Source organism: Mesorhizobium sp. M2D.F.Ca.ET.226.01.1.1, assembly GCF_004022705.2.
In the GTDB taxonomy this organism is placed as follows: Bacteria; Pseudomonadota; Alphaproteobacteria; order Rhizobiales; family Rhizobiaceae; genus Mesorhizobium.
Window position 1 is genome coordinate 271,794 of record NZ_RZOY02000004.1, and the last position, 20,613, is coordinate 292,406.

A 20,613-nucleotide genomic window follows, 5' to 3' on the forward strand; every position below is an offset into this window, starting at 1 on the left:
GAGCGCCCAGGCCCCCCTCTCTGTCCTGCCGGACATCTCCGCCTCAAGGGGGGAGATCAGCAGCTCGTGCGAAGGCGGCCATTTATCGCCCTTTGCGATTGGCGAAAGCGCTAGGGACAGCCAATCTCCCCCCTTGCGGGGGGTGAGGAGCGGTCCGCGCAGCGGACGGAAAGCCAATTGCTTGGCTTTCCGAGCGACGAACGCCCGGAGCGATAGCGAAGGGCCGGACTCGGCAGGGCAGAGAGGGGTGCGCTCGGCACCTGCCTGCGTGTAGCATGCACTTCGGCCCCCACCTCCTCCTCGCCGCCCTCGAAGGCCTGGTCACCTCCGCCGTGCTGGCGCTGACGGCGCTTGGGCTGTCGCTGGTGTTCGGCGTCATGCGCATCGTCAATGTCGCGCATGGCGAGTTCTTCATGCTGGGCGCGGTGCTCGCCTGGGCGATCTCGACGGCGATTTCCGGCCACCCGGCCATCGGCTTCGTGGCAGCACTTGTGATCGCGCCCTTGCTCGTCGGGCTGGCCGCGTTTCTCGCCGAATGGCTGGTGCTGCGGCGGCTGAAATACAACCCCGAAAGCACCATCGTCGCCACCATCGGCATGCTCTACATCATCCAGCAGCTGGCGCTGACCTTCTACGGCCCCGAGGCGCGCCCGGTGGAGCCGCCCTTCAGCTACCGCATCCTTCTGCCCTGGTTCGGCTATTCCGGCTACAAGCTGTCGGTGGTCGCCGCTTCCGCCGTGCTGCTCGTGATCACCTGGCTGGTGCTGACCCGCACCAAGATCGGCTTGATCATGCGCGCCACCCAATATGACCGTGAGACGGCGCAGGCCTTCGGCATCCCGGTCGAGCGCGTCTATGCCGGCGTCTTCGCCGTCGGCGCCATGCTGGCCGCGATCGCCGCGGTGCTGATCGTGCCGATCAGCCAGGCGCATTACCTGATGGGCCAGGACCCGCTGCTTCTGTCCTTCATCGTCGTCATCATCGGCGGTCTCGGTTCCCTGCGCGGCACCGTTGTCGCCGCCATCCTGATCGGCCTCTCCGACGGCATCATCTCGATGTTCTTCTCGCCGACCTTGGCCAAGATCATCGCCACGCTGGTCGTCGCCATGGTGCTGGTGTTCCGGCCGCAAGGCCTGTTCGGGACCACGCCGCGATGAGGGATGCTTCGCCGGCAAAGACCTACGCGCTGCATATCGGCGTCATCGCGCTTCTGTTCGCGCTGAACTTCGTCCTGCCGGATTACCATCAGGGCCTATTCGCACGCATCATGGCGCTCGCAGTCTTTGCCATGGGCTACAATCTGCTCTTCGGCTATGTCGGCCTGCTCAGCCTCGGCCATGCGATGTTCTTCTCGGCCGGCCTCTATGGCGCGGGCTTGACCGTCTACCATCTCGGCTGGGGCGTGCCGGAAGCCTTCATTGCCGGGGTCGCCTGCGGCGCGCTGCTCGCCTTAATCGTCGGCCTGCTGGCGCTGCGCACCGCGGGTGTGGCGTTCATGATCGTCACCATGATGTTCGCGCAAGTTTTCTATCTGCTCATCCTCTATTTCGCGACCTGGACCGGCGGCGACCAGGGCCTGGTGATCCAGCAGGCATCGCGGGTGTTTTCGATCGGCGGCACTTCGTTCGATCTCACCGATCCGACCGTGCGCTACATGAGCGCGCTGGCGCTGTTCGCGATCGTGCTGCTCGTCACATTGGCCGTCGTCCGCTCCCGCTTCGGCCGCGTGCTGGTCGCCATCCGCGAGAACGAGGAGCGGACAAAGATGCTGGGCTACGACACGGTCGCCAACAAGCTCGCGGCCGTCGTTGCCTCCGGCGCCATCTGCGCGGCTTCCGGTGCGGCCTATGCCTTGCTGTTCGGCTATGTCGGATCGAATTTCGCGTCGATCCAATATTCGATCCTGCCGCTGCTCTGGGTGCTGCTCGGCGGCGCCGCGGCGACGCTCGGGCCGCTGATCGGCACCCTGTTCATGTACTATGTCACCGACATCACCAGCGGCTTCACCTCGGCCTATCTGCTGATCGTCGGCGTCGCTCTGATCCTGCTCGTCCTGTTTGCCCCGAAGGGCATTATGGGCAGCATCCGCGAGCGCTGGTTGCGATGGCTGACATGATGCCGCTGCTCACCACCAAGGGTCTGTCGCGAAATTTCGGCGGCCTGCGCGCCGTCGACGGCGTCGACTTCGCGCTGATGCCGGGCGAGATCCGCGCCATCATCGGCCCCAACGGCGCCGGCAAGACCACCTTCGTCAGCCTGCTCTCGGGCCGCATCCGGCCGTCTTCCGGCATTGTCGTCTTCGACGGCGCCGACATCACCACCATGCCGGCCTACCAGAGGGTTCGCCTCGGCGTTGCCTACACCTTTCAGATCACCAGCGTCTTCGCCAATCTTACGGCCTTCGACAATGTCGCGCTGCCGGTACAGCGTACCCTCACTGACGGTCGCTCGAAGGGGCAGGTCAGGAGCGGCGTCATGGCGGCGCTGGAGCGCACCGGCCTCGCCGACCGCGCCGGCACGCTGGCCGGGCAATTGTCCTACGGCCACCAACGGCTGCTCGAAGTGGCGATGGGCTTGGCCTTGAAGCCGCGTTTGCTGATCCTCGACGAGCCGACGCAGGGACTTGCCGACAGCGAGATCGACAATTTCATCACGCTGGTGCGCGAGATCGCCAGGGACGCCACGGTGCTTTTGATCGAGCACAACATGCCGGTCGTCATGCAGCTTGCCGACCGCATCACCGTCTTCAATTTCGGGAGGATTCTCGCCGAGGGTACGCCGGAGCAGATCCGCGCCAACGCCGAGGTGCAGGGCGCCTATCTCGGAGCGACCCATGACTAGCACGGGATTGCTCGCCATTTCCGGACTCGACTGCTTCTACGGCGAAGTCCAGGTGCTGTACGGCCTCGACCTCGTGCTCAACAAGGGCGAGGTGCTTTGCCTGTTCGGCCGCAACGGCGCCGGCAAGACGACGACGCTGAAGGCGATCATGGGGCTGGTCCCGGCAGCAAGCGGCTCGATCAAGCTGGACGGCAAGGAACTGACCGGGCTTGCCGCGCATTACGTGCCCAAGGCCGGCGTCGCCTATGTGCCGCAAGGCCGGCGGTTGTTCGCGGAGATGAGCGTGGCGGAAAATATCGAGATCGGCCTGATGGCGCGCGGCAAGGGCCGGGACGTGCGGGAAAACGTGCTGGACCTCTTCCCGCTGTTACGCCAGCGTTTGAAGCAACGCTCCGGCACCCTGTCCGGCGGCGAGCAGCAGATGCTGGCCATGGCCCGCGCGCTCTGCCTCGAGCCGCAAGTGCTGTTGCTGGACGAGCCGACCGAAGGGCTGATGCCATCGATGATCGCCAAGATCCGCGAGACGGTGGCGAAGCTGCGCGATCTAGGTGTGTCGACCATCCTGGTCGAGCAGCGTGTCGACGCGGTCCTTTCGGTCGCCGATCGCGTCTCCTTCATCGAGAACGGCCGCAACCGCGAGACGGTCGATGTCGAGGCCTTGCGCGCCGACCCGTCCGCGGTTCGGCGCTACGTCGGGGTAGGCTGACTTGGGAAACTAGACATCCAGCACCCCGACCGCTTTCGCGCGTGCAAATGCCAGGCCGGCCAGTGCGAGATCGCCAACCGCCATGCCGCGGAACGCGAAAGCCGTTCGCTCGCTTTCGCTCTGACGACCCGGCACATCGCCGCTGACCAAACCCGTCAAATCGCCGCCAACGAGCTCGGGCCTCACCATCGGCTTGCTCATCGTCGCCTCCTGCACCAGGTCGTCTATGACGATGCGATCGAAGATAGCCATTGTTTCAGCCTGCCAGGGCAGGGCCAGATCGGTCGTGGTCAGGAAGGCCCCGCCCTTCAGCCAATACGCATCCAAAAATGGAGCGGGCTGAGGCACCAAAGTGACTGTCGTCACCACGATGTCGGCGGGCTCGATCGCCTCCTTCGCGGTATCGCAGGGTATTGCGGTCAGGCCGCGCATCTCGGCCAGTCGACACAAGGCGTCACGATTGCCTTTGCCCCGGCCGAAGGCGCGGATCTCCCGCAGCGGAAAAAGATCGGCCAGGACCTCGAGATGACCGCGCGCTTGAACGCCGCATCCGATGAACGCGACACAGGCCGAGTCTGCCAGAGCCAGACGTCTGGCCGCCACGGCGCTCAGGCCGGCGGTGCGCTTCGCGGTCACCCAATTGCCGTCGACCACGGCTAGCGGCAGACCCGTCTCAGCGTCGAGAAGGGTGACCAGCGAGTTCAGGGTTGGAAGTCCGCGTTCGGCGTTGCGGGGGTTGACCACCAGCGACTTGGTCGCCAGCACCCGGGGCTCGGTCGCGACACCGAGAGTCGCCATGATGTAGCGGTTGTCGCCCGGCAGAACCACCGCCTTCGGCGCGCACCATACCTCGCCTCGCCTTTGACCGACGATCTGCCGCTCGATTTCGTCGACCATGTCGGGCGTGGAAATCGTCAGGCTATCCAGGAATTCGCCTGACAGATAGGGCAGGCTCCCGGCTTGGATGGTCATTGTCGCCCCAGCTTCGATTACGCGTTCCTCGGTTCAGCGTTCAATCGATCCCGCACCTCTCCTCGCTCATAGCAGAAATTGCCGGCCACGCATACGCAAGCCCGATCGGCTCCATGCCGCCGGCTGAGAGATACCGGCTTCGAAGCCGATGGCGCTGACTCACCCGAAAAACAAAAACCCGGCGATCAAAAATGTCGGGATCAGCACAACGCCCGACCAAGCCATGTAGCCGAAGAAGCCCGGCATCTTCACCCCGCGATGCCTGGCGATGGCGAAGACCATGAAGTTGGGCGCATTGCCGATATAGGTGTTGGCGCCCATGAACACGGCACCCGCCGAGATCGCGGCCAGCGTCGAGGCGGCCTCCGTCATCAGGTGCCTGGCGTCGCCACCGGCCAGCTCGAAGAACACCAGATAGGTCGGCGCATTGTCCAGGAAGGATGACAGCGCCCCGGTCAGCCAGAAATAGGCGAGATCATTGGGCTGGCCGTCGGCGGAGGTGACCAGCGCCACCAGCGGCGCCAGCGCGCCGTCATGGCCGGCCCTGAGGATGGCGATGACAGGAACGATGCAGATGAAGATGCCGGCAAACAACTTCGCTACTTCGGCGATCGGCCCCCAGGTGAAGCCGTTGGCTTCCCTGTGGCTCTTGTACGAGACCTTCAGTGAGAGGAAGGCCAGCGCCAGGATGATGGCGTCGCGTACCAGGTTCTGCCGCTCGAGTCCGACACCCAGCACGGAAACGCCGATGCCCGGCTTCCAACTGGCGGAAAGCAGGATCGCGCCGATCACGCCGGCAAGCAGCGGCAGATTGGCCAGCCCCCGCAGCCGCACCTTGGTATCGGGTGTCGGGTCCTTGATCTTCGGCATGCCGCCCTCGCGGCGGTGCAGGATGACGTCGATCGCGAGAAAGACAGCCAGCACGAGGCCGCCGACGAAGAGCGTGTCGGGCAGGATGTGTACCGTCGTCCAGAAGAAATCGACGCCGCGCAGGAAGCCGACGAACAAAGGCGGGTCGCCAAGCGGCGTCAGCGAACCGCCGATGTTGGAGACCAGGAAAATGAAGAAGATCACCACATGGGCGTTGAACGGCCGGTTGTCGTTGGCGCGCAGCATCGGCCGGATCAGGATCATCGAGGCGCCGGTCGTGCCGATGACCGAGGCAAGCAGCGCGCCGATGAGCAGCAGGCCGGCGTTGACGAGCGGCGTGCCGTGGATGTTGCCGGCAAGCAGGATGCCGCCCGAGATGGTGTAGAGCGCGAACAACAGGATGATGAAGGACAGATATTCGGTGAGCAGCGTGTGCAGTACCGTTTCGCCGGCCGTCGGAATGCCGAAGGCGATCGCCAGCGGAACGACCACCAGCGCCGCCCAGCCGGCGGCAATCTTGCCGTAGTGATGTTCCCAAAGATGCGGGAAAAGCAGCGGCCCCGTCGCGATCGACAAGAGCAGGCCGGCAAAGGGCAGCGCCCACCAGAGCGACATGGCGGCGCCGGGCAGTTCGTGGATTTCAGCGGCGAAAGCCGATTGCGGAAAAGCAAGAATGAGTGGGGCAGCGATGCCCGCCGCCAGCACTTTCGCAAACGTGGTGAAGCCCCCTCGCTGCCTCATCGTGGCGTTAATCCGCCGAATGGTCTTCGAGCGTCACGCCGGCTTCGCGCATGCGCTTCAGCATCGCCTCGACCGAGCCGTTGAGGTCGATGCCGCGGCAGGCGTCGAGCCGCACCGTCGTTTTGAAATCCTGCTTCGCCGCGTCGAGCGCCGAGAAGGCCACGCAGAAATCGGTGGCAAGCCCGACCAGCGTGATCGTGTCGATGCCGCGTTCCTTCAGGTAGCCACCAAGGCCGGTCGGCGTCGTGTGGTCGTTCTCGAAGAAGGCCGAATAGGAGTCGATCGCTGCGCGGAATCCCTTGCGGATCACCAGCTCCGCCTTGGTCCAGGCGAGCCCGGAATGGAAATCGGAACCGAGGCTGCCCTGGATGCAATGATCCGGCCACAAGGTCTGCGGCCCATAGGGCATCTCTATGGTTTCGAAGGCCTGTTTGCCCGGAAGGCTGGAGGCGAAGCTCGAATGTCCGGCCGGGTGCCAGTCCTGCGTCAGGATCACATGGTCGGTCCGCCGGATCAGGTCGTTGACCAACGGCACGATCTCGTCGCCGCCGGCCACCGCCAGCGCGCCGCCGGGGCAAAAGTCGTTCTGCAGGTCGATGACGATGAGCGCTTCTTCGGCCATGCGGTCCCCTCTCGTTTGGAGCCCCTCGTATCGGCTTGAGGCTCCAGTCCAAAGGCCGCTGACGCGACCGGACACGGAACCTTGACCAGATGGCCGGCGTCGTCAACCTCCAAGGCTATAACAAATGCGTTCAGGCCGGCGCGCCGCCGCAACGGCACGAACTCTTGCTTTGACAATTCCAGCCCGCCTGATATCATTTGCATACGAATGAATTTGACCGGTGTGAAACCGGCAGAAAGCCCAAAGCCAAGTGCTTTGGGAGGGCCAAGTGGGAATGGTCCGTTTCTGGGAAGGTTCTGGAAGGCAGAGCGTGATCCGTTACGCGAAACCCACCATGGTCGACGAGGCGCTCGCTCTGCTTGGCGAGGACCGCTGGCGCATTCTCGCCGGCGGCACGGATTTCTATCCGGCGCAGGGCGCGAAACCTTTTCGCGACAACATCCTCGACATCAATGGTCTCGCGGCGCTGCGCGGCATCGAAGAGACGGACGAATACTGGCGCATCGGCGCCCGCACCACCTGGACTGACATTGTCCACCAAAAACTACCGGCGGCCTTCGACGCGCTGAAAGCGGCCGCGCGCGAGGTTGGCTCGGTCCAGATCCAGAACGTCGCCTCGGTCGCCGGCAACCTCTGCAACGCCTCACCCGCGGCCGATGGCGTGCCGGCGTTGCTGGCGCTCGACGCCGATGTCGAGTTGCGGTCGGTGAAAGCCGTTCGCTATCCACCGCTCGGCGCGTTCATCCTCGGCAATCGACGCACGGCGCTGGAGCCAGGCGAGTTGGTCACCGCCATCCGCGTGCCGAAGCGTTCCGCGACTGGCACGTCGGCCTTCGTCAAGCTTGGCGCGCGACGCTACCTCGTCATCTCGATCGCCATGGCGGCGGCGCGGCTCGTGATCGAGGACGGGGTGGTCGCCGATGCGGCGATTGCTGTCGGCGCGTGCTCCGCCGTCGCCCGCCGCCTTACCGGCGTTGAGGCGGCTCTGCGCGGCCAGCCGGTCAGCGCGGCGCTTGCCGATGCGGTTCTGGCTGCGCCGATCGATGAGCTGTCGCCGATTGCCGATGTGCGCGGCAGCGCCGAATACCGAGGGCATGCAGCGCGCGAGATCGTAGTGCGCGCGGTGCGTGCCGCAGTCGGCCTGGACGAAGGCAAGGTGGCGGCATGAGCATGGCCCAGTCCGGCATGGAACGCGCCGACATTGCCTTCGAGGTCAACGGTGCCGCCGTCCGAGTCTCGGTGCCGCCGGTGCGGCGGCTGTCGCAGGTGTTGCGCGACGAGTTGCGGCTGACCGGCACCAAGGTCGGCTGCGACGCCGGCGATTGTGGCGCCTGCACGGTGTTGGTCGACGGCGATCCGGTCTGCGCCTGCCTGGTGCCGGCGGCATCCGTCACCGGCGCTTCCGTCACCACCGTCGAAGGCCTTGCCAGCGGCAGGCTTTCGGCCCTCCAAGCCTCGTTCCTCGAACATGGCGCCGCGCAATGCGGCATCTGCACGCCCGGCCTGCTGGTCGCGGCCACCGCGCTTCTGGAGCGCAACCCGACACCAAGCGAGGCCGAGACGCAGGACGCACTGGGCGGCGTGCTCTGCCGCTGCACCGGCTACAGGAAAATCGTCGCGGCAGTGATGCAGGCCTCGCGGCACATGAACGGCATTGACCTTCGCCTGCCGGAAGTGGGCCACGCTGTCGGCGCCTCGCCGATCCGCCTCGACGGCCTGCCGAAGGTCAATGGCACCGAAAAGTTTGGCGGCGATTCCTTTCCGGCCGACGCGCTGGCGGTGCTGGTGGTCCGCTCGCCGTATTATCATGCCGGCTTCAACTTCGGCGATCTCGACGCCTGGACAAGCGCGCACCCCGGAATTGTCGGTGTTTTCACCGCCAGGGACATTCCCGGCAAGAACTGCTTCGGCGTCATCGGCCCGTTTGCCGACCAGCCGGCTTTGGCTGAAGGCTTTGTCCGTCTGCGCGGCGAGGCGGTGGCGCTTGTGGCGGGGGAGCGCGAGGCGATCCTCGATCTCGACCTGACGGATTTTCCGATCACCTGGACCGAGTTGCCGCATGTGTTGCAGCCGGGCGAGGCGAAGGCTGAAGGTGCCGCGCTGATCCACAGCCATCGCCCGGCCAACCTGCTCACCTCCGGCTATGTCGAGCGCGGCGATCCCGAGGGCGCGCTTGCCCGCGCAGCCGTCACAGCGTCCGGTTCCATCGAAACCTCCTTTGTCGAGCATGCCTATATCGAGCCGGAAGCCGGCTACGCCTATATGGACGGCGACACGCTGGTCGTCGTTGCCTGCACCCAGGCGCCCTATATGGACCGCGACGATACGGCCAAGGTGCTCGGCCTTCCTGTCGAGAAAGTCCGCATCGTGCCGACGGCCACGGGCGGCGGCTTCGGCTCGAAGCTTGATGTCTCACTGCAGCCGCTCATTGGCCTTGTGGCGATGAAGACGGGCCGCCCGGCAGCGCTCGCCTACACCCGCAATGAATCGATGATGTCGACCACCAAGCGCCATCCGGCCGAGATGAAGGCGACCATCGGCACCGATGCCGAAGGCCGCATCACCGGCATGGTCTTCGAGGGCGACTTCAACACCGGCGCCTATGCCAGCTGGGGGCCGACGGTGGCCAATCGCGTACCGGTGCACGCCTCCGGCCCCTATGCCACGCCGAACTACCGCGCGATCGGCTACGCCATTCACACCAACGGCCCGATCGCCGGCGCCTTCCGCGGCTTCGGCGTGCCGCAGGCGACGATCATGCAGGAGACGCTCTATGACGAGCTCGCCGGCAAGCTCGGTATGGACCGTCTGGATTTCCGCCTGAAGAACTGCCTGCGCGACGGCTGCGAAACGGTCACCGGCCAGCGCCTGGAATCGGGCGTCGGCATCGGCGAATGCCTGGAGCAGCTTCAGCCGCACTGGGCGCGCGCACTGGCCGACGCGGAAGTTTTTAACGCCACCAACACGGCTAGCAGGCGCGGCGTCGGCGTTGCCTCCTGCTGGTATGGCTGCGGCAACACCTCGCTGCCCAATCCCTCCACCATTAAGGTCGGCATCTCGGCCTCGGGCGACGTGATCCTGCATCAGGGCGCGGTCGATATCGGCCAGGGCTCCAACACGGTCATCACCCAAATCTGCGCCGACGCGCTCGGCTTGCCGCTGGACAGATTCCGGCTGAAGAGCGCCGACACCGCCATCACACCCGACGCCGGCAAAACATCCGCCTCGCGCCAGACTTTTGTAACGGGCAAGGCTGCGGAAAAGGCTGGCCGGGCTTTGCGCGAGAAAATCCTGCGCTTTGCCAACGTCTCCGATCAAGCGACGATCGTGCTCGACGGTGCGAACCTATCCATCCGCGAAGGTGACGCGGCGCGGCGCATCGATCTGTCCGAGCTGAAGGCCGATGCCGACGGCCTGGTCTTCGTCGCCGTGGAAACCTACGACCCGCCGACGCTGCCGCTCGACGCCAAGGGCCAGGGCAAGCCCTACGCCGTCTATGGCTACGGCGCGCAGATCGCCGAGCTCGAAGTCGATCTCAAGCTTGGCACCGTGAAGCTGATCAAGATCACTGCCGCGCATGATGTCGGCAAAGCGATCAACCCGGTGCTGGTCGAAGGCCAGATCGAGGGTGGCATCGCGCAGGGCATCGGCATGGCGCTGATGGAGGAATACATCCCCGGCCGCACCGAGAACCTGCACGACTATCTCATCCCGACCATCGGCGATGTGCCGCCGGTCGAGCATATTCTGGTCGAGGTTCCGGATCCGGAAGGACCCTTCGGCGCCAAGGGCCTGGGCGAGCATGTGCTGATCCCGACGGCGCCGGCGATCCTCAACGCCATACGCCACGCCACTGGCGTCCTTGTCACCAAGGTGCCGGCGACGCCGAGCCGCATCCTGGCGGCGATCCGTGAAAAGGAGGCGCGCCGATGAGCGAGCTTGCCGAACGTTTCGAAACCCATGATCCCGGCGAGAAGCAGGTGGCGGAAAAGATCCGCTGCGATGCCTGTCCGGTCATGTGCTACATCGCCGACGGCCGCACCGGCGCCTGCGACCGCTACGGCAATGTCGGCGGCCGCATCGTGCGCATGGACCCGCTGACCATCCTCGACCACGCGGCCGAGACCGGAGGCGCGGTGGTGCCTTTCGTCGCCGAGGGCGAAGCCTGGAATGGCGAGCTGGTCAACACCGGCCGCCGCTTCGTGACGGCGATCGGCGCCGGCACGACGTATCCGGATTACAAGCCGGCGCCCTTCATTGTCAGCCAGGAGGTCGAGGGTGTCGATCTCGTCACCGTCGTCACCGAGGGCATCTTCTCCTACTGCGGCGTCAAGGTGAAGATCGACACCGATCGCCATATCGGCGACGAGACGGCGACCGTGCGCTCGCAAGGCGAGGCGATCGGCCATGTGACGACCGGCGAATATGGCTCGCAGATGCTGTCGCTCGGCGGCGTCCATCACCTGACCGGCGGCTCCAAGCAGGAAGGCCGCGCCACTTGCGACGCGCTGCTCAATCTGTGCAATCGCAAGCCGGTCGAGCTCGCCATCGACGGCGGCGCGACGGTCATCGTCGAAGCCGGCAAACCGCCGGTTATCGACGGCAAGGTCGAGCATCGCATGCGCGTCGGCTGCGGCTCGGCCACCATCGGCATGTTCGCGACGCAATGGCGCGGTCTCGTCGACGAGGTGGTGGTGGTCGATGATCACATCACCGGCGTCGTCTCCGAGCACCAGGCCGGCAAGGTGCTGGGCTGGGAAGACACCGGCATAAAGATCATCGGCCGCCGCTCGACGCCGGGCCGCTACTTCAAGGTGTCGGAGCCCGGCCTCGGCTGGGGCGGCACCACGATCTCAGACCCGCTGTCGATCCTCGGTGACTGGAACGCCAAGAAGGGGGCGCGTCCCGGCCTGTCGCTGCTGATGGTTTCGACCACCGGCGAGCAGTTCGCTTATTACGAGCTCGACGACGAGCTGAAGCCGGTCCAGAAGCCATTTCCCGAGCGGCTTCAAAAGTCCGTCGGCCTGATCGAGGACAATTGCGAGCCGGCGCTCTGCACGGTTCTGTTCATCGGCGGCGCCGGCGGTTCACTGCGCGCCGGCGTTACCGAAAACCCCGTCAATCTCACCCGCTCGGTGCAGGGCCTGAAAACCTACGTGACGGTGGGAGGCGCGCCGGTCTATGTCTGGCCGGGCGGCGGCATCACGCTGATGGTCGACGTGACCCGCGTGCCGGAAGGCGCCTTCGGCTATGTGCCGACGCCGGCGCTGGTCGCGCCGATCGAATTCACCATGCGCCGCGACGACTATGTCCGGCTGGGCGGCTATGAAAACGAGATCCGCAGCGTCGCGGACATCCTCGCCAAGGGCGGCGAGTATCTCAACGCGCGCCGCGGCACCGGCGCGCCGGTCAACAACCCCTGGCCGCCGCTGGCGCAGTTGCGGCGTGCGGCGGCGAACGGGGCCGGGTGATGAACGGCCCACAGGCGCATTGGCTTGCCGACGGCAGGCGGCTCCATCTCAACCACGGGCCGATCGACCTCATCGTCGAAGCCTTTGGCTCTGACGACGAGCGTCGCGCCGCCTACGGGCAGGCGGTCACGCGCTTCCAGACGATCCTGATCGAGCTGGTCAAGGAGTTGCCCGAGTTGCGCCTGCCCGCCTTCTTCCTGGCGCCGCGCGATTTCGCCGGCCCGACGGCGCGCCGCATGGAAGCAGCCGTCATGCCGCTGGCGGAGTGCTTCATCACGCCGATGGCCGCCGTCGCCGGTTCGGTAGCCGACGAAATTCTTGCCGCGATGCTCTCCGGCCGCCGGCTCGACCGCGCCTACGTCAACAATGGCGGCGATTGCGCCCTCTATCTCGACGGGGACCAGTCGATGACGGTGGCGATTGCCGGCACCGGCAATGGCATGGCCGATCGCGTCGGCATCCGCGCCGAGGATGGCGTGCGCGGTGTTGCCACCAGCGGCTGGCGCGGCCGGTCGTTTTCGCTGGGCATCGCCGATGCCGTCACCGTTCTCGCGCCGACCGGCGCCGAGGCCGATGCGGCGGCAACGCTGATTGCCAACGCGGTCGACCTGCCCGGTCACCCTGCCATCGAGCGCGCTCCGGCGCGCGACCTGGCGCCCGACAGCGATCTCGGAGAGCAACTGGTGACGCAGAGCGTCGGCACGCTTTCGCCGGGCGAGGTTGCCCGGGCGCTGGACAAGGGCCTCGCGGTCGCCGAAGATTTTCGCCGGCGCGGCCTGATTGCCGCCTCGGCGCTGTTTCTGGCGGGCGAAGCCCGCATCAGTGGTTCCGTGGCGCTCGCCGCGCCCAATAAGCATCCCCTGGAGGACTTTGCCCATGCCTGACTTTCCGATCCGCAAGGTCGCGGTCCTGACTGAAGAGATTTTTCACGACGGCGGTCCCGTGGCGAAAGAGCCGCGCCTGCGCGCCGCCGCGCTCGCCGTGGTCAAGAACCCCTTTGCCGGCCGCTATGTCGAGGATTTGCAGGGCGCGATGGAGGATTTGAAGCCGCTGGGTCTCCTGCTCTCCGACAGGCTGATCGCGGCGCTCGGCGGCGACGTGAAGAAGATCGACGGCTACGGCAAGGGCGCCATAGTCGGCTCCGCTGGCGAGCTGGAGCACGGCGCCCTGTGGCATGTGCCCGGTGGCTATGCCATGCGCGAGCGGCTCGGCGACGCCAAGGCCATCGTGCCGTCGGCCAAGAAGGTCGGCGCTTTCGGTTCCAGGCTAGACGTGCCGCTCGGCCACATCAACGCCGCCTATGTGCGCAGCCATTTCGACGCCATGGAGGTCGGCATCAGCGACGGGCCGCGTGCCGACGAAATCCTGTTCTGCCTCGCCATGACCTGCGGCCCGCGCATTCATAACCGCATGGGCGGCCTGGCGGCAGCGGACATCAAGGCATGGGATGGCCTCAGATGAGCGGCGAGGACAATCTGCTGCGGCTGGTCGAGGCCGAGGAGGCCGACGAGAACAACTACCATCTGCAGGATCAGGTCGGCTTCATCCTGCGCAAGGCGCATCAGCGCCACGTCTCGATCTTCGCTTCCCACATCGCCGACCTGACGCCGCCGCAATTCGCCGCTTTGGCCAAGCTCTACGACATCGGCGAGACCTCCCAGAACCAGCTCGGCACGCTGATCGCCATGGACGCCGCCACCGTGAAGGGCGTCATCGACCGGCTGAAGGCGCGCGGCCTTGTCGAGGTCTCCAAGCACGAGGTGGACAAGAGGCGGCTGCTGGTCAATCTGACGCCGGAAGGCCGCGAGGCGATCGAACGGCTGATCCCGCTTGCGCGGGCCATCACCGAGGAGACGCTGGCGCCCCTGACGACCAAGGAAGCCGCGACCTTCCTGCGGCTGCTGGCGAAGCTGGCTTAGAGCGTCCTCGGTCAATAGCCAGCTCAAGCGATCCTTCGCGCCCCCCTCTGTCCTGCCGGACATCTCCCCCACGAGGGGGAGATTGGCGGTTTCGGCGCTGGCATCTTTCTCCGACGCTGGTGATTGGCGAAGGCGGCCGTGACGTCTGATCTCCCCCCTTGTGGGGGAGATGGCCGGCAGGCCAGAGGGGGCGCCGTCCCGCCGGCGTCTCTATCCCTGCTTCTCAGGCGTCGCGGCCCGGTCGATCGCCGATGCCATTCGCCGAAGGAACCCCAAACATCTCCCTGGCCTGCTCGGCCGTATAGTAGCCGAGCCGGACATCCTCGGCGACCTGCTTCGGATCGCGCTGGCTGGGATCGCCATAGCCGCCGCCGCCCGGCGTGCCGACGCGCACGCGGTCGCCGGCCTTGAGCGCGATGTCCTGCTCTTTGGAAAGATGCGGCGGCACATGCGCTTCGCCGCCCCGGAAGACGGTCACGCTGTTCGGCGCGCCGTCCTTGCCGCCGAGCGCGCCCTGCGGCCCGAAACGGCCGTGATCCATGACAAAGGACGCGCGCGCCTCGCCACGCAGGATCTCGACCTCATAGGCAAGCCCGAAGCCGCCGCGATGTTTTCCCGCGCCGCCGGAGCCTTCACGCAGCGCATAGTGCCGGTAGAGCACCGGAAAGGCTTGCTCCATGATCTCGACCGGCGGCGATTTCGAAATGCCGATGGTCGAGCAGCCATTGCTCAAGCCGTCATGGCTGGCATTGCCGCCATAGCCGCCGCCGGAGATCTGGTACATGACATAGTCGCGCCCGCGCGCCGGATCGTTGCCGCCGAGCGCGAAATTGCCGCTGGAGCCGGCGGGTGCGGCCGTCACCTTCTCGGGCAGCGCCTGCACCATCGCCGCGAACACGGCTTCCGCGATGCGCTGCGAGACCTCGGCAGCGCAACCCGAGACCGGGCGCGGGTATTTGGCGTCAAGGAACGTGCCCTCCGGTCCCTTGACCTTGAGCGGCTCGAAGGCGCCGGCGCTGATCGGCACCTCCGGGAAGATGTGACGCATGGCGAGATAGACGGACGACAAGGTGGTCGCCAGCACGCTGTTCATCGGCCCGGCGCAGGGCTTTGACGAGCCGGCAAAGTCGAAGGTCAGCGTATCGCCCTTTTTCTCGACGGCGAGATTGATGGTCAGTGGCTCGTTCACCACGCCGTCGGAATCGACGAAGGCCTGCGAGCGGTAGACCCCGTCGGGGATCACTCCGATCGAGGCGCGCATCTGCTCGGCGGCGCGGCGGCGCAGTTCCGCGATCGCTTCGACGACGGTTTGGTCACCGTAACGATCCAGGATTTCATTGAGCCTGTCCTGGCCGATCAGTAGCGCCGCGGCCTGCGCGCGGATGTCGCCGATGCGCTGGTCGGCGACGCGGATGTTCGAGCAGATGATGGCGTAGATCTCCGGATCGAGCACTCCCTTCTTGAACAGTTTCACCGGTGGCAGCCGCAGGCCTTCCTGCTCGACGGCGGTGGCCGAAGCGGAAAAACCGCCCGGCACCGAGCCGCCGATATCCGGCCAGTGGCCAGTGTTGGAAAGCCAGCAAAAGATTTTCCCATTTCGATAGACCGGCATGACGAAACGCACATCCATCAGATGCGTGCCGCCGAGATAGGGGTCGTTGACGATATAGATGTCGCCGGGCTCAGGAGCCAGGCAGCGTCCGTCGGCGATCATCTCGATGACCGTCCTGGTCGAATATTGCATGACGCCGACGAACACCGGCAGGCCCTGGCTGCCCTGCGCGATCAGCGAGCCGTCGACGGCCGAGTAGATGCCGTCCGAGCGGTCGTTGGCTTCCGCGATGACCGGCGAGAAGGCTGCGCGGGAGAAGGTCAGGTCCATCTCGTCGCAGACCTGCTGCAGCGCTGCCTGCAGCACCGAAAGCGTGATCGTGTCGAGCTTTGCCATCTCAAGCCTCGCCGATGTCGATGATGATATTGCCGTCCGCGTCCGAGCGCGCATGGTCGCCGGGCTCCAGCACGGTGGTGGCATCCATTTGTTCCAGGATCGCCGGACCCTCGATCACGGCGTCGAGCGGCAGCCTTTCACGCGCATAGACCGGTGTGTCATGCCAGGTGCCGTGATACCAGACCGGCCGGATCTCGCGCCGCGCCTCCTCGAGCGTTGCCGCGCGGCCAGCAGGGTCGATCAGCCGCGACAGGTCGATCTGCGGCCGCACGCCGGTGACCGACGTGTTGAGGTTGACGAGGTTGGCGCGGATTTCCGGCAGCTCGACTTTGAAGCGGGCGAAATAGGCCTTTTCGAACAATTGCTGCAGCGTTTCTCGTGAAACCGAGGACGACGGCAGCGGCACGTTGATGATATGCGTCTGGCCGACAAACTGCATGTCGGCCGAATGCGTCACGCGGATCGCGTCCGGTTTCACCGCTTCCTTGGCAATCAGCGCCTCGCCTTCGTTACGGTGCCGTTCCAATACCTCGCGAAGCGAAGCTTCATCGAGCGCGCCCACCGGTATGTTGATTGTGTTGACGAAGTCATGCCGCATATCGGCGACGACGCAGCCCAGCGCATTGGTGATCCCGGGTCGCGCCGGCACCAGAACACGCGGCAGGCCGAGCTCGCGGGCAAGCGCTGTCGCATGCAGCGGCCCGGCGCCGCCAAAGGCGAACAGCGCGAAATCGCGCGGATCATGGCCGCGCGACACCGAAACCATGCGGATCGCGCCAGCCATCTTCATGTTGCCGAGCCGCAGAACGGCGCCCGCGGCCTCGACGCCGGAAAGGCCGGTGCGCTTGCCGATCTTCTCCTCGAAAATCCCAGTCACGCGCTCGACGGTGACCGGATTGTCGACCGCGAGCAGCTTCTTCGGCGCCAGGCGCCCGAGCACCAGATTGGCGTCGGTGATGGTTGGTTCCGCACCGCCGCGCCCGTAGCAGATCGGGCCGGGATTGGCGCCGGCGCTTTCCGGGCCGATCTGGATCAGCCCCGCCGCGTCGACTCGTGCGATCGAGCCGCCGCCGGCGCCGACCGTATGCACCGCCACCATGGGCACATGGATCGGCATCGCATATTCGATCTCGATCTCGTTCGACACGGCGGGCTCGGCATTGCGGATCAATGCCACGTCAGTGGAGGTGCCGCCCATATCGTAGGTTACGAGGTTTCCGAAGCCGGCGCGCTTGCCCGTGTAAGCGGCCGCGATCACGCCGGAAGCCGGGCCGGACATCACCGTCTTGGCCGATTCCAGCGTGACGAAACGGGCCGAGATCATGCCGCCATTGCCGTTCATGATCAGGAAGTCGCGGGCGTAGCCTTTTGCCGCCAATTCCTTGCGCAGCCGCTCGACATAGCGCTCCAGGATCGGCTGCACCGAGGCGTTGACCGCCGCCGTCACGCCGCGCTCGAACTCGCGCGCTTCCGACAGCAGCGCATGCCCGGTAGTAATGTGCCCGTTCGGCCAGATCTCCGCCGCGATCTCGGCGCCGCGCTGCTCATGCGCCGGGTTGGCGTAGGAATGCAGGAAGTGGATGACCAGCGACTCGCAGCCGGCGTCGAGCAGCTTTTTCACCGCGTCGCGCATCTCGGCTTCGTCGAGTTGAATGCGCACCGCGCCGGAGGCCTCAACCCGTTCCGACACTTCCAGCCGAAGGTCGCGCGGAATGACCGGCACGAAAGTCCCCGTCATGCCATAGGGCTGGGGCCGCGTACGCCTTCCCAATTCGATCACGTCGCGAAAGCCGCGCGTGGTGATCATGCCGGTCCGCGCCAACCGCCGCTCCAGCACGGCGTTGGTGGTGGTCGTCGTGCCATGCACGATGAGGTCGATGGCGTCGACCGGAAAGCCGGTCGCGCCGAGCGCCGAAACCACGCCAAACGCCTGATTTTCCACCGTGGTCGGCGTCTTGGCGATGTGCACCTTGCCGCCCGCCTTGCCGTCGATCAAAAGCAGATCGGTGAAGGTTCCGCCCACATCGATGCCGGCTACAACACTTCCCGCCGACGCGGAAAATTTCTCATCCATTGTCGAAACCCGAAATGCCCGAACTAAGGATATGCCTCGGTTTGGAAAGGCGTTTTACGTCACCATCTTGACGTCGAGATCATTTGTATACTAATAAATTCCGGACACAAGAGCTTACCGCTTGGCAGTGTGCAGAAGGCGCGCCGGAACTTGATCGTTCGGGCGAGCAGGAGAAAGTTTGGCGCCAGCGCGTTCCGTCTGGGCCGGAAAGTTGGGTTTGATGAACACGACATCCGCGTTGAAGATCGCCGGCTCGAAGCCGCTGCAGTTCCCGATCCCGGCCAATGTCTATGCCGAGACCGTGGTGTCGGTAAAGCATTACACCGACCGGCTGTTCTCCTTCCGCATCACCCGGCCGCAGTCGCTGCGTTTCCGCTCGGGCGAGTTCGTCATGATCGGCCTGCCCAATGCCGAAAAGCCGATCTTCCGCGCCTATTCGGTCGCAAGCCCCGCCTGGGACGACGAGCTCGAATTCTTCTCGATCAAGGTGCCGGACGGCCCGCTGACCTCGGAGCTGCAGAAAATCCAGGTCGGCGACACCGTCATCATGCGCCAGAAGTCCACCGGCACGCTGGTGCTCGACGCGCTGACGCCTGCCAAGCGCGTGGTCATGATCTCGACCGGCACCGGCATCGCGCCCTTCGCCAGCCTGCTGCGCGACCCCGACACCTATGAGAAGTTCGACGAGGTCATCCTCACCCACACCTGCCGCGACAATGCCGAGTTGACTTACGGCCAGGAACTGGTGGCGGCACTCGAGAACGACCCGCTGATCGGCGAGCTGACCGGCGGCCGCGTTACGCTCTACAATTCGACCACCCGCGAGGAATCGGCGCGCATGGGCCGCATCACCGCGCTGATCGGCTCCGGAAAATTCTATTCCGACGTCGGCATCGACAAGCTCAACCCCGAGACCGATCGCATCATGATCTGCGGCTCGATGCACATGCTGAAAGACGTCAAGGAACTCGCCGAAAGCCTCGGCTTCCGGGAAGGCTCCTTGAGCCATCCGGCCAGCTTCGTCGTCGAGCGCGCCTTCGTCGGCTGAGGCGCGCCGCAGTCCGCCAACATCGGCGCTTTGACCATACGGTCAAAAATCGGCTGCTTTTGCCGCCTTTTTCCGCTATGACGCTTTTGAAGGACTCGTGAAGCATCGCTTCGCGGGCTATCTTTGTGCCTGTCGGCCAACGACGCGCATGAAGGTATGAAGCGCAACGGCGCTGAAACGAAAGGGCAGGAGATGAGCAGCACGATCCGCGAGGCAGGCGCTGGCGCGCCCAAAATTATGCCATTGCCGGCGCGCGCCGCCGCCAACACGCCTGTGCCGCTGGAGCATGGCATCGCCCGCAACCCCGGCATGAAGCTCGATCTCGGCTTCCTGGAATCGGTGCGCAGCGTCAACCGTTCGGCGCTGGAGCGCCGTGTCGCGACGCTGACCAAGCGACGCTCAATCAAGGCCGACAACCAGGCTGCCTGGCTGCTGCGCGCCATTGCCTGCATGGACCTCACCACGCTGAACTCCAACGACACGGACGAGCGCGTGCGCCGGCTCTGCGCCAAGGCGATCAATCCGCTCCGCCGGGATATCGTCGAGGGTCTCGGTATCTCAGGCGAGACCATCCGCCCGGCGGCGGTCTGCGTCTACCACCCCTTCGTCGCCGCGGCGGTCGATGCAGTGCGCGGCACCGGCATCCATGTCGCCGCCGTCTCCACCGCCTTCCCGCACGGCCTTGCGCCGCTGTCGACCCGCCTGCAGGAGATCGAGGCCTCGGTCAAGGACGGCGCCGACGAGATCGACGTCGTCATTCCGCGCGGGCTGGTCTACGGCGCCAAATGGCGTGAGCTGTTCAACGAGATCGTCGCCATGCGCGCCGCCTGCGGCGATGCGCATTTGAAAGTCATCCTGGGCACTGGCGATCTCGCCACTTTGCGCAACGTCATGCTCGCCTCCATGGTGGCGATGATGGCGGGCGCCGATTTCATCAAGACGTCGACCGGCAAGGAGAGCGTCAACGCCACGCTGCCCGTCGGCCTTGCCATGGTGCGGGCCATCCGCGCCTATTTCGAGGAGACCGGCTACCTGATCGGCTTCAAGCCGGCGGGCGGCATTTCGACAGCGAAAGTCTCGCTCGACTGGCTGGTGCTGATGAAGGAAGAACTCGGCCGGCCCTGGCTCGAACCGGACCTGTTCCGCTTCGGCGCGTCCAGCCTGCTCACCGACATCGAACGCCAGCTCGAACATCACTTGACCGGCCACTATTCTGCCAACCATCGCCACGCGATGGCGTGAGGCACCCACGCTCCCCCTTGTAGGGAGGGTCGCCGCGCAGCGGCGGGGTGGGGTCGTAAAGCCAGATCTGTCTGCCCAATGAACCGAACCATCAGCCACTTCCCCCCACACCGATCGGCTCTGCCGATCGACCCTCCCCACAAGGGGGAGGGTAAAGGA

The 20,613-nt window shown here is 65.5% G+C and carries 17 protein-coding genes; 12 read left to right on the top strand and 5 right to left on the bottom strand.

The genetic code is table 11. The features are described 5' to 3' along the window. The first annotated feature begins 275 nt into the window (after positions 1-275). From EN869_RS11530 to EN869_RS11545, 4 genes are read left to right on the top strand one after another with little or no spacing between them, the layout of a single operon-like run. The gene (locus EN869_RS11530) at positions 276-1,157 is read left to right on the top strand and encodes a branched-chain amino acid ABC transporter permease (RefSeq protein WP_127226655.1); all 882 of its coding nucleotides are present in this window, start codon (positions 276-278) and stop codon (positions 1,155-1,157) included. Continuing rightward, complete coding sequence (locus EN869_RS11535) at positions 1,154-2,116, top strand: branched-chain amino acid ABC transporter permease (RefSeq protein WP_127226654.1); 963 nt, start codon at positions 1,154-1,156, stop codon at positions 2,114-2,116. The genes EN869_RS11530 and EN869_RS11535 overlap by 4 nt, the downstream gene beginning before the upstream one ends. Continuing rightward, entirely contained in the window at positions 2,113-2,841 is a 729-nt protein-coding gene (locus EN869_RS11540; protein ID WP_127226894.1) for an ABC transporter ATP-binding protein, read from the top strand. Before EN869_RS11535 ends, EN869_RS11540 begins: the two co-directional genes overlap by 4 nt. Then, positions 2,834-3,547: an ABC transporter ATP-binding protein gene (locus tag EN869_RS11545; RefSeq protein WP_127226653.1), complete on the top strand. Its 714-nt coding sequence runs from the start codon at positions 2,834-2,836 to the stop codon at positions 3,545-3,547. Before EN869_RS11540 ends, EN869_RS11545 begins: the two co-directional genes overlap by 8 nt. 9 nt (positions 3,548-3,556) lie before the next feature. On the opposite strand, the gene EN869_RS11550 is transcribed toward EN869_RS11545, so the two are convergent. The 3 genes from EN869_RS11550 to pncA all read right to left on the bottom strand — a co-directional run bounded on the left by EN869_RS11550 (position 3,557) and on the right by pncA (position 6,752). Next, positions 3,557-4,519, bottom strand: coding sequence for an ornithine cyclodeaminase family protein (locus EN869_RS11550; RefSeq protein ID WP_127226652.1), 963 nt, complete (start codon positions 4,517-4,519; stop codon positions 3,557-3,559). Between the two features lie 159 nt (positions 4,520-4,678). Then, positions 4,679-6,130, bottom strand: coding sequence for a sodium:proton antiporter (locus EN869_RS11555; RefSeq protein WP_127226651.1), 1,452 nt, complete (start codon positions 6,128-6,130; stop codon positions 4,679-4,681). Between the two features lie 7 nt (positions 6,131-6,137). Further along, positions 6,138-6,752: a bifunctional nicotinamidase/pyrazinamidase gene (pncA, locus tag EN869_RS11560; RefSeq protein ID WP_127226650.1), complete on the bottom strand. Its 615-nt coding sequence runs from the start codon at positions 6,750-6,752 to the stop codon at positions 6,138-6,140. 310 nt (positions 6,753-7,062) lie between these two features. Here pncA and EN869_RS11565 point away from each other — a divergent pair, with 310 nt between their 5' ends. From EN869_RS11565 to EN869_RS11590, 6 genes are read left to right on the top strand one after another with little or no spacing between them, the layout of a single operon-like run. Further along, positions 7,063-7,920 (top strand): xanthine dehydrogenase family protein subunit M, encoded by an 858-nt coding sequence (locus EN869_RS11565; protein ID WP_127226649.1) that lies wholly within the window; start codon positions 7,063-7,065, stop codon positions 7,918-7,920. After that, positions 7,917-10,685 carry a molybdopterin-dependent oxidoreductase gene (locus EN869_RS11570; protein WP_127226648.1) on the top strand — a complete coding sequence of 923 codons (2,769 nt, stop codon included), beginning with the start codon at positions 7,917-7,919 and terminating at the stop codon, positions 10,683-10,685. Before EN869_RS11565 ends, EN869_RS11570 begins: the two co-directional genes overlap by 4 nt. Next, positions 10,682-12,223 carry a 6-hydroxynicotinate reductase gene (locus EN869_RS11575; protein WP_127226647.1) on the top strand — a complete coding sequence of 514 codons (1,542 nt, stop codon included), beginning with the start codon at positions 10,682-10,684 and terminating at the stop codon, positions 12,221-12,223. Before EN869_RS11570 ends, EN869_RS11575 begins: the two co-directional genes overlap by 4 nt. Next, complete coding sequence (locus EN869_RS11580; RefSeq protein ID WP_127226646.1) at positions 12,223-13,107, top strand: UPF0280 family protein; 885 nt, start codon at positions 12,223-12,225, stop codon at positions 13,105-13,107. Before EN869_RS11575 ends, EN869_RS11580 begins: the two co-directional genes overlap by 1 nt. Beyond that, positions 13,100-13,684, top strand: coding sequence for an amino acid synthesis family protein (locus EN869_RS11585; protein ID WP_127226645.1), 585 nt, complete (start codon positions 13,100-13,102; stop codon positions 13,682-13,684). The genes EN869_RS11580 and EN869_RS11585 overlap by 8 nt, the downstream gene beginning before the upstream one ends. After that, positions 13,681-14,142, top strand: coding sequence for a MarR family transcriptional regulator (locus EN869_RS11590; protein ID WP_127226644.1), 462 nt, complete (start codon positions 13,681-13,683; stop codon positions 14,140-14,142). Before EN869_RS11585 ends, EN869_RS11590 begins: the two co-directional genes overlap by 4 nt. Positions 14,143-14,365: 223 nt before the next feature. On the opposite strand, the gene EN869_RS11595 is transcribed toward EN869_RS11590, so the two are convergent. Together EN869_RS11595 and EN869_RS11600 are read right to left on the bottom strand one after the other, a co-directional pair. Next, positions 14,366-16,090, bottom strand: a complete 1,725-nt coding sequence (locus tag EN869_RS11595) for a hydantoinase B/oxoprolinase family protein (RefSeq protein WP_127226643.1) — start codon at positions 16,088-16,090, stop codon at positions 14,366-14,368. Position 16,091: 1 nt separating this feature from the next. Further along, on the bottom strand, positions 16,092-18,164 hold the full coding sequence (locus EN869_RS11600; RefSeq protein WP_127226642.1) for a hydantoinase/oxoprolinase family protein: 2,073 nt from the start codon (positions 18,162-18,164) through the stop codon (positions 16,092-16,094). A 220-nt stretch (positions 18,165-18,384) separates the two neighbouring features. Between EN869_RS11600 and EN869_RS11605 the strand changes: the two genes are divergently transcribed. Together EN869_RS11605 and deoC are read left to right on the top strand one after the other, a co-directional pair. Continuing rightward, a complete protein-coding gene (locus EN869_RS11605) occupies positions 18,385-19,212 on the top strand; it encodes a ferredoxin--NADP reductase (RefSeq protein ID WP_127226641.1) in 828 nt (275 codons plus the stop codon). A gap of 192 nt (positions 19,213-19,404) precedes the next feature. Continuing rightward, positions 19,405-20,454 (top strand): deoxyribose-phosphate aldolase, encoded by a 1,050-nt coding sequence (gene deoC / locus EN869_RS11610; protein WP_127226640.1) that lies wholly within the window; start codon positions 19,405-19,407, stop codon positions 20,452-20,454. Positions 20,455-20,613 lie beyond the last annotated feature (159 nt).

What these genes read in the sequence shown, in the direction of transcription:
- EN869_RS11530 (WP_127226655.1), top strand. Translation starts at nt 276, where the DNA reads ATGCACTTCGGCCCCCACCTCCTCCTCGCCGCCCTCGAAGGCCTGGTC.
- EN869_RS11535 (WP_127226654.1), top strand. Translation starts at nt 1,154, where the DNA reads ATGAGGGATGCTTCGCCGGCAAAGACCTACGCGCTGCATATCGGCGTC.
- EN869_RS11540 (WP_127226894.1), top strand. Translation starts at nt 2,113, where the DNA reads ATGATGCCGCTGCTCACCACCAAGGGTCTGTCGCGAAATTTCGGCGGC.
- EN869_RS11545 (WP_127226653.1), top strand. Translation starts at nt 2,834, where the DNA reads ATGACTAGCACGGGATTGCTCGCCATTTCCGGACTCGACTGCTTCTAC.
- EN869_RS11550 (WP_127226652.1), bottom strand. Translation starts at nt 4,519, where the DNA reads ATGACCATCCAAGCCGGGAGCCTGCCCTATCTGTCAGGCGAATTCCTG.
- EN869_RS11555 (WP_127226651.1), bottom strand. Translation starts at nt 6,130, where the DNA reads ATGAGGCAGCGAGGGGGCTTCACCACGTTTGCGAAAGTGCTGGCGGCG.
- pncA (WP_127226650.1), bottom strand. Translation starts at nt 6,752, where the DNA reads ATGGCCGAAGAAGCGCTCATCGTCATCGACCTGCAGAACGACTTTTGC.
- EN869_RS11570 (WP_127226648.1), top strand. Translation starts at nt 7,917, where the DNA reads ATGAGCATGGCCCAGTCCGGCATGGAACGCGCCGACATTGCCTTCGAG.
- EN869_RS11575 (WP_127226647.1), top strand. Translation starts at nt 10,682, where the DNA reads ATGAGCGAGCTTGCCGAACGTTTCGAAACCCATGATCCCGGCGAGAAG.
- EN869_RS11580 (WP_127226646.1), top strand. Translation starts at nt 12,223, where the DNA reads ATGAACGGCCCACAGGCGCATTGGCTTGCCGACGGCAGGCGGCTCCAT.
- EN869_RS11585 (WP_127226645.1), top strand. Translation starts at nt 13,100, where the DNA reads ATGCCTGACTTTCCGATCCGCAAGGTCGCGGTCCTGACTGAAGAGATT.
- EN869_RS11590 (WP_127226644.1), top strand. Translation starts at nt 13,681, where the DNA reads ATGAGCGGCGAGGACAATCTGCTGCGGCTGGTCGAGGCCGAGGAGGCC.
- EN869_RS11595 (WP_127226643.1), bottom strand. Translation starts at nt 16,090, where the DNA reads ATGGCAAAGCTCGACACGATCACGCTTTCGGTGCTGCAGGCAGCGCTG.
- EN869_RS11600 (WP_127226642.1), bottom strand. Translation starts at nt 18,164, where the DNA reads ATGGATGAGAAATTTTCCGCGTCGGCGGGAAGTGTTGTAGCCGGCATC.
- EN869_RS11605 (WP_127226641.1), top strand. Translation starts at nt 18,385, where the DNA reads ATGAACACGACATCCGCGTTGAAGATCGCCGGCTCGAAGCCGCTGCAG.
- deoC (WP_127226640.1), top strand. Translation starts at nt 19,405, where the DNA reads ATGAGCAGCACGATCCGCGAGGCAGGCGCTGGCGCGCCCAAAATTATG.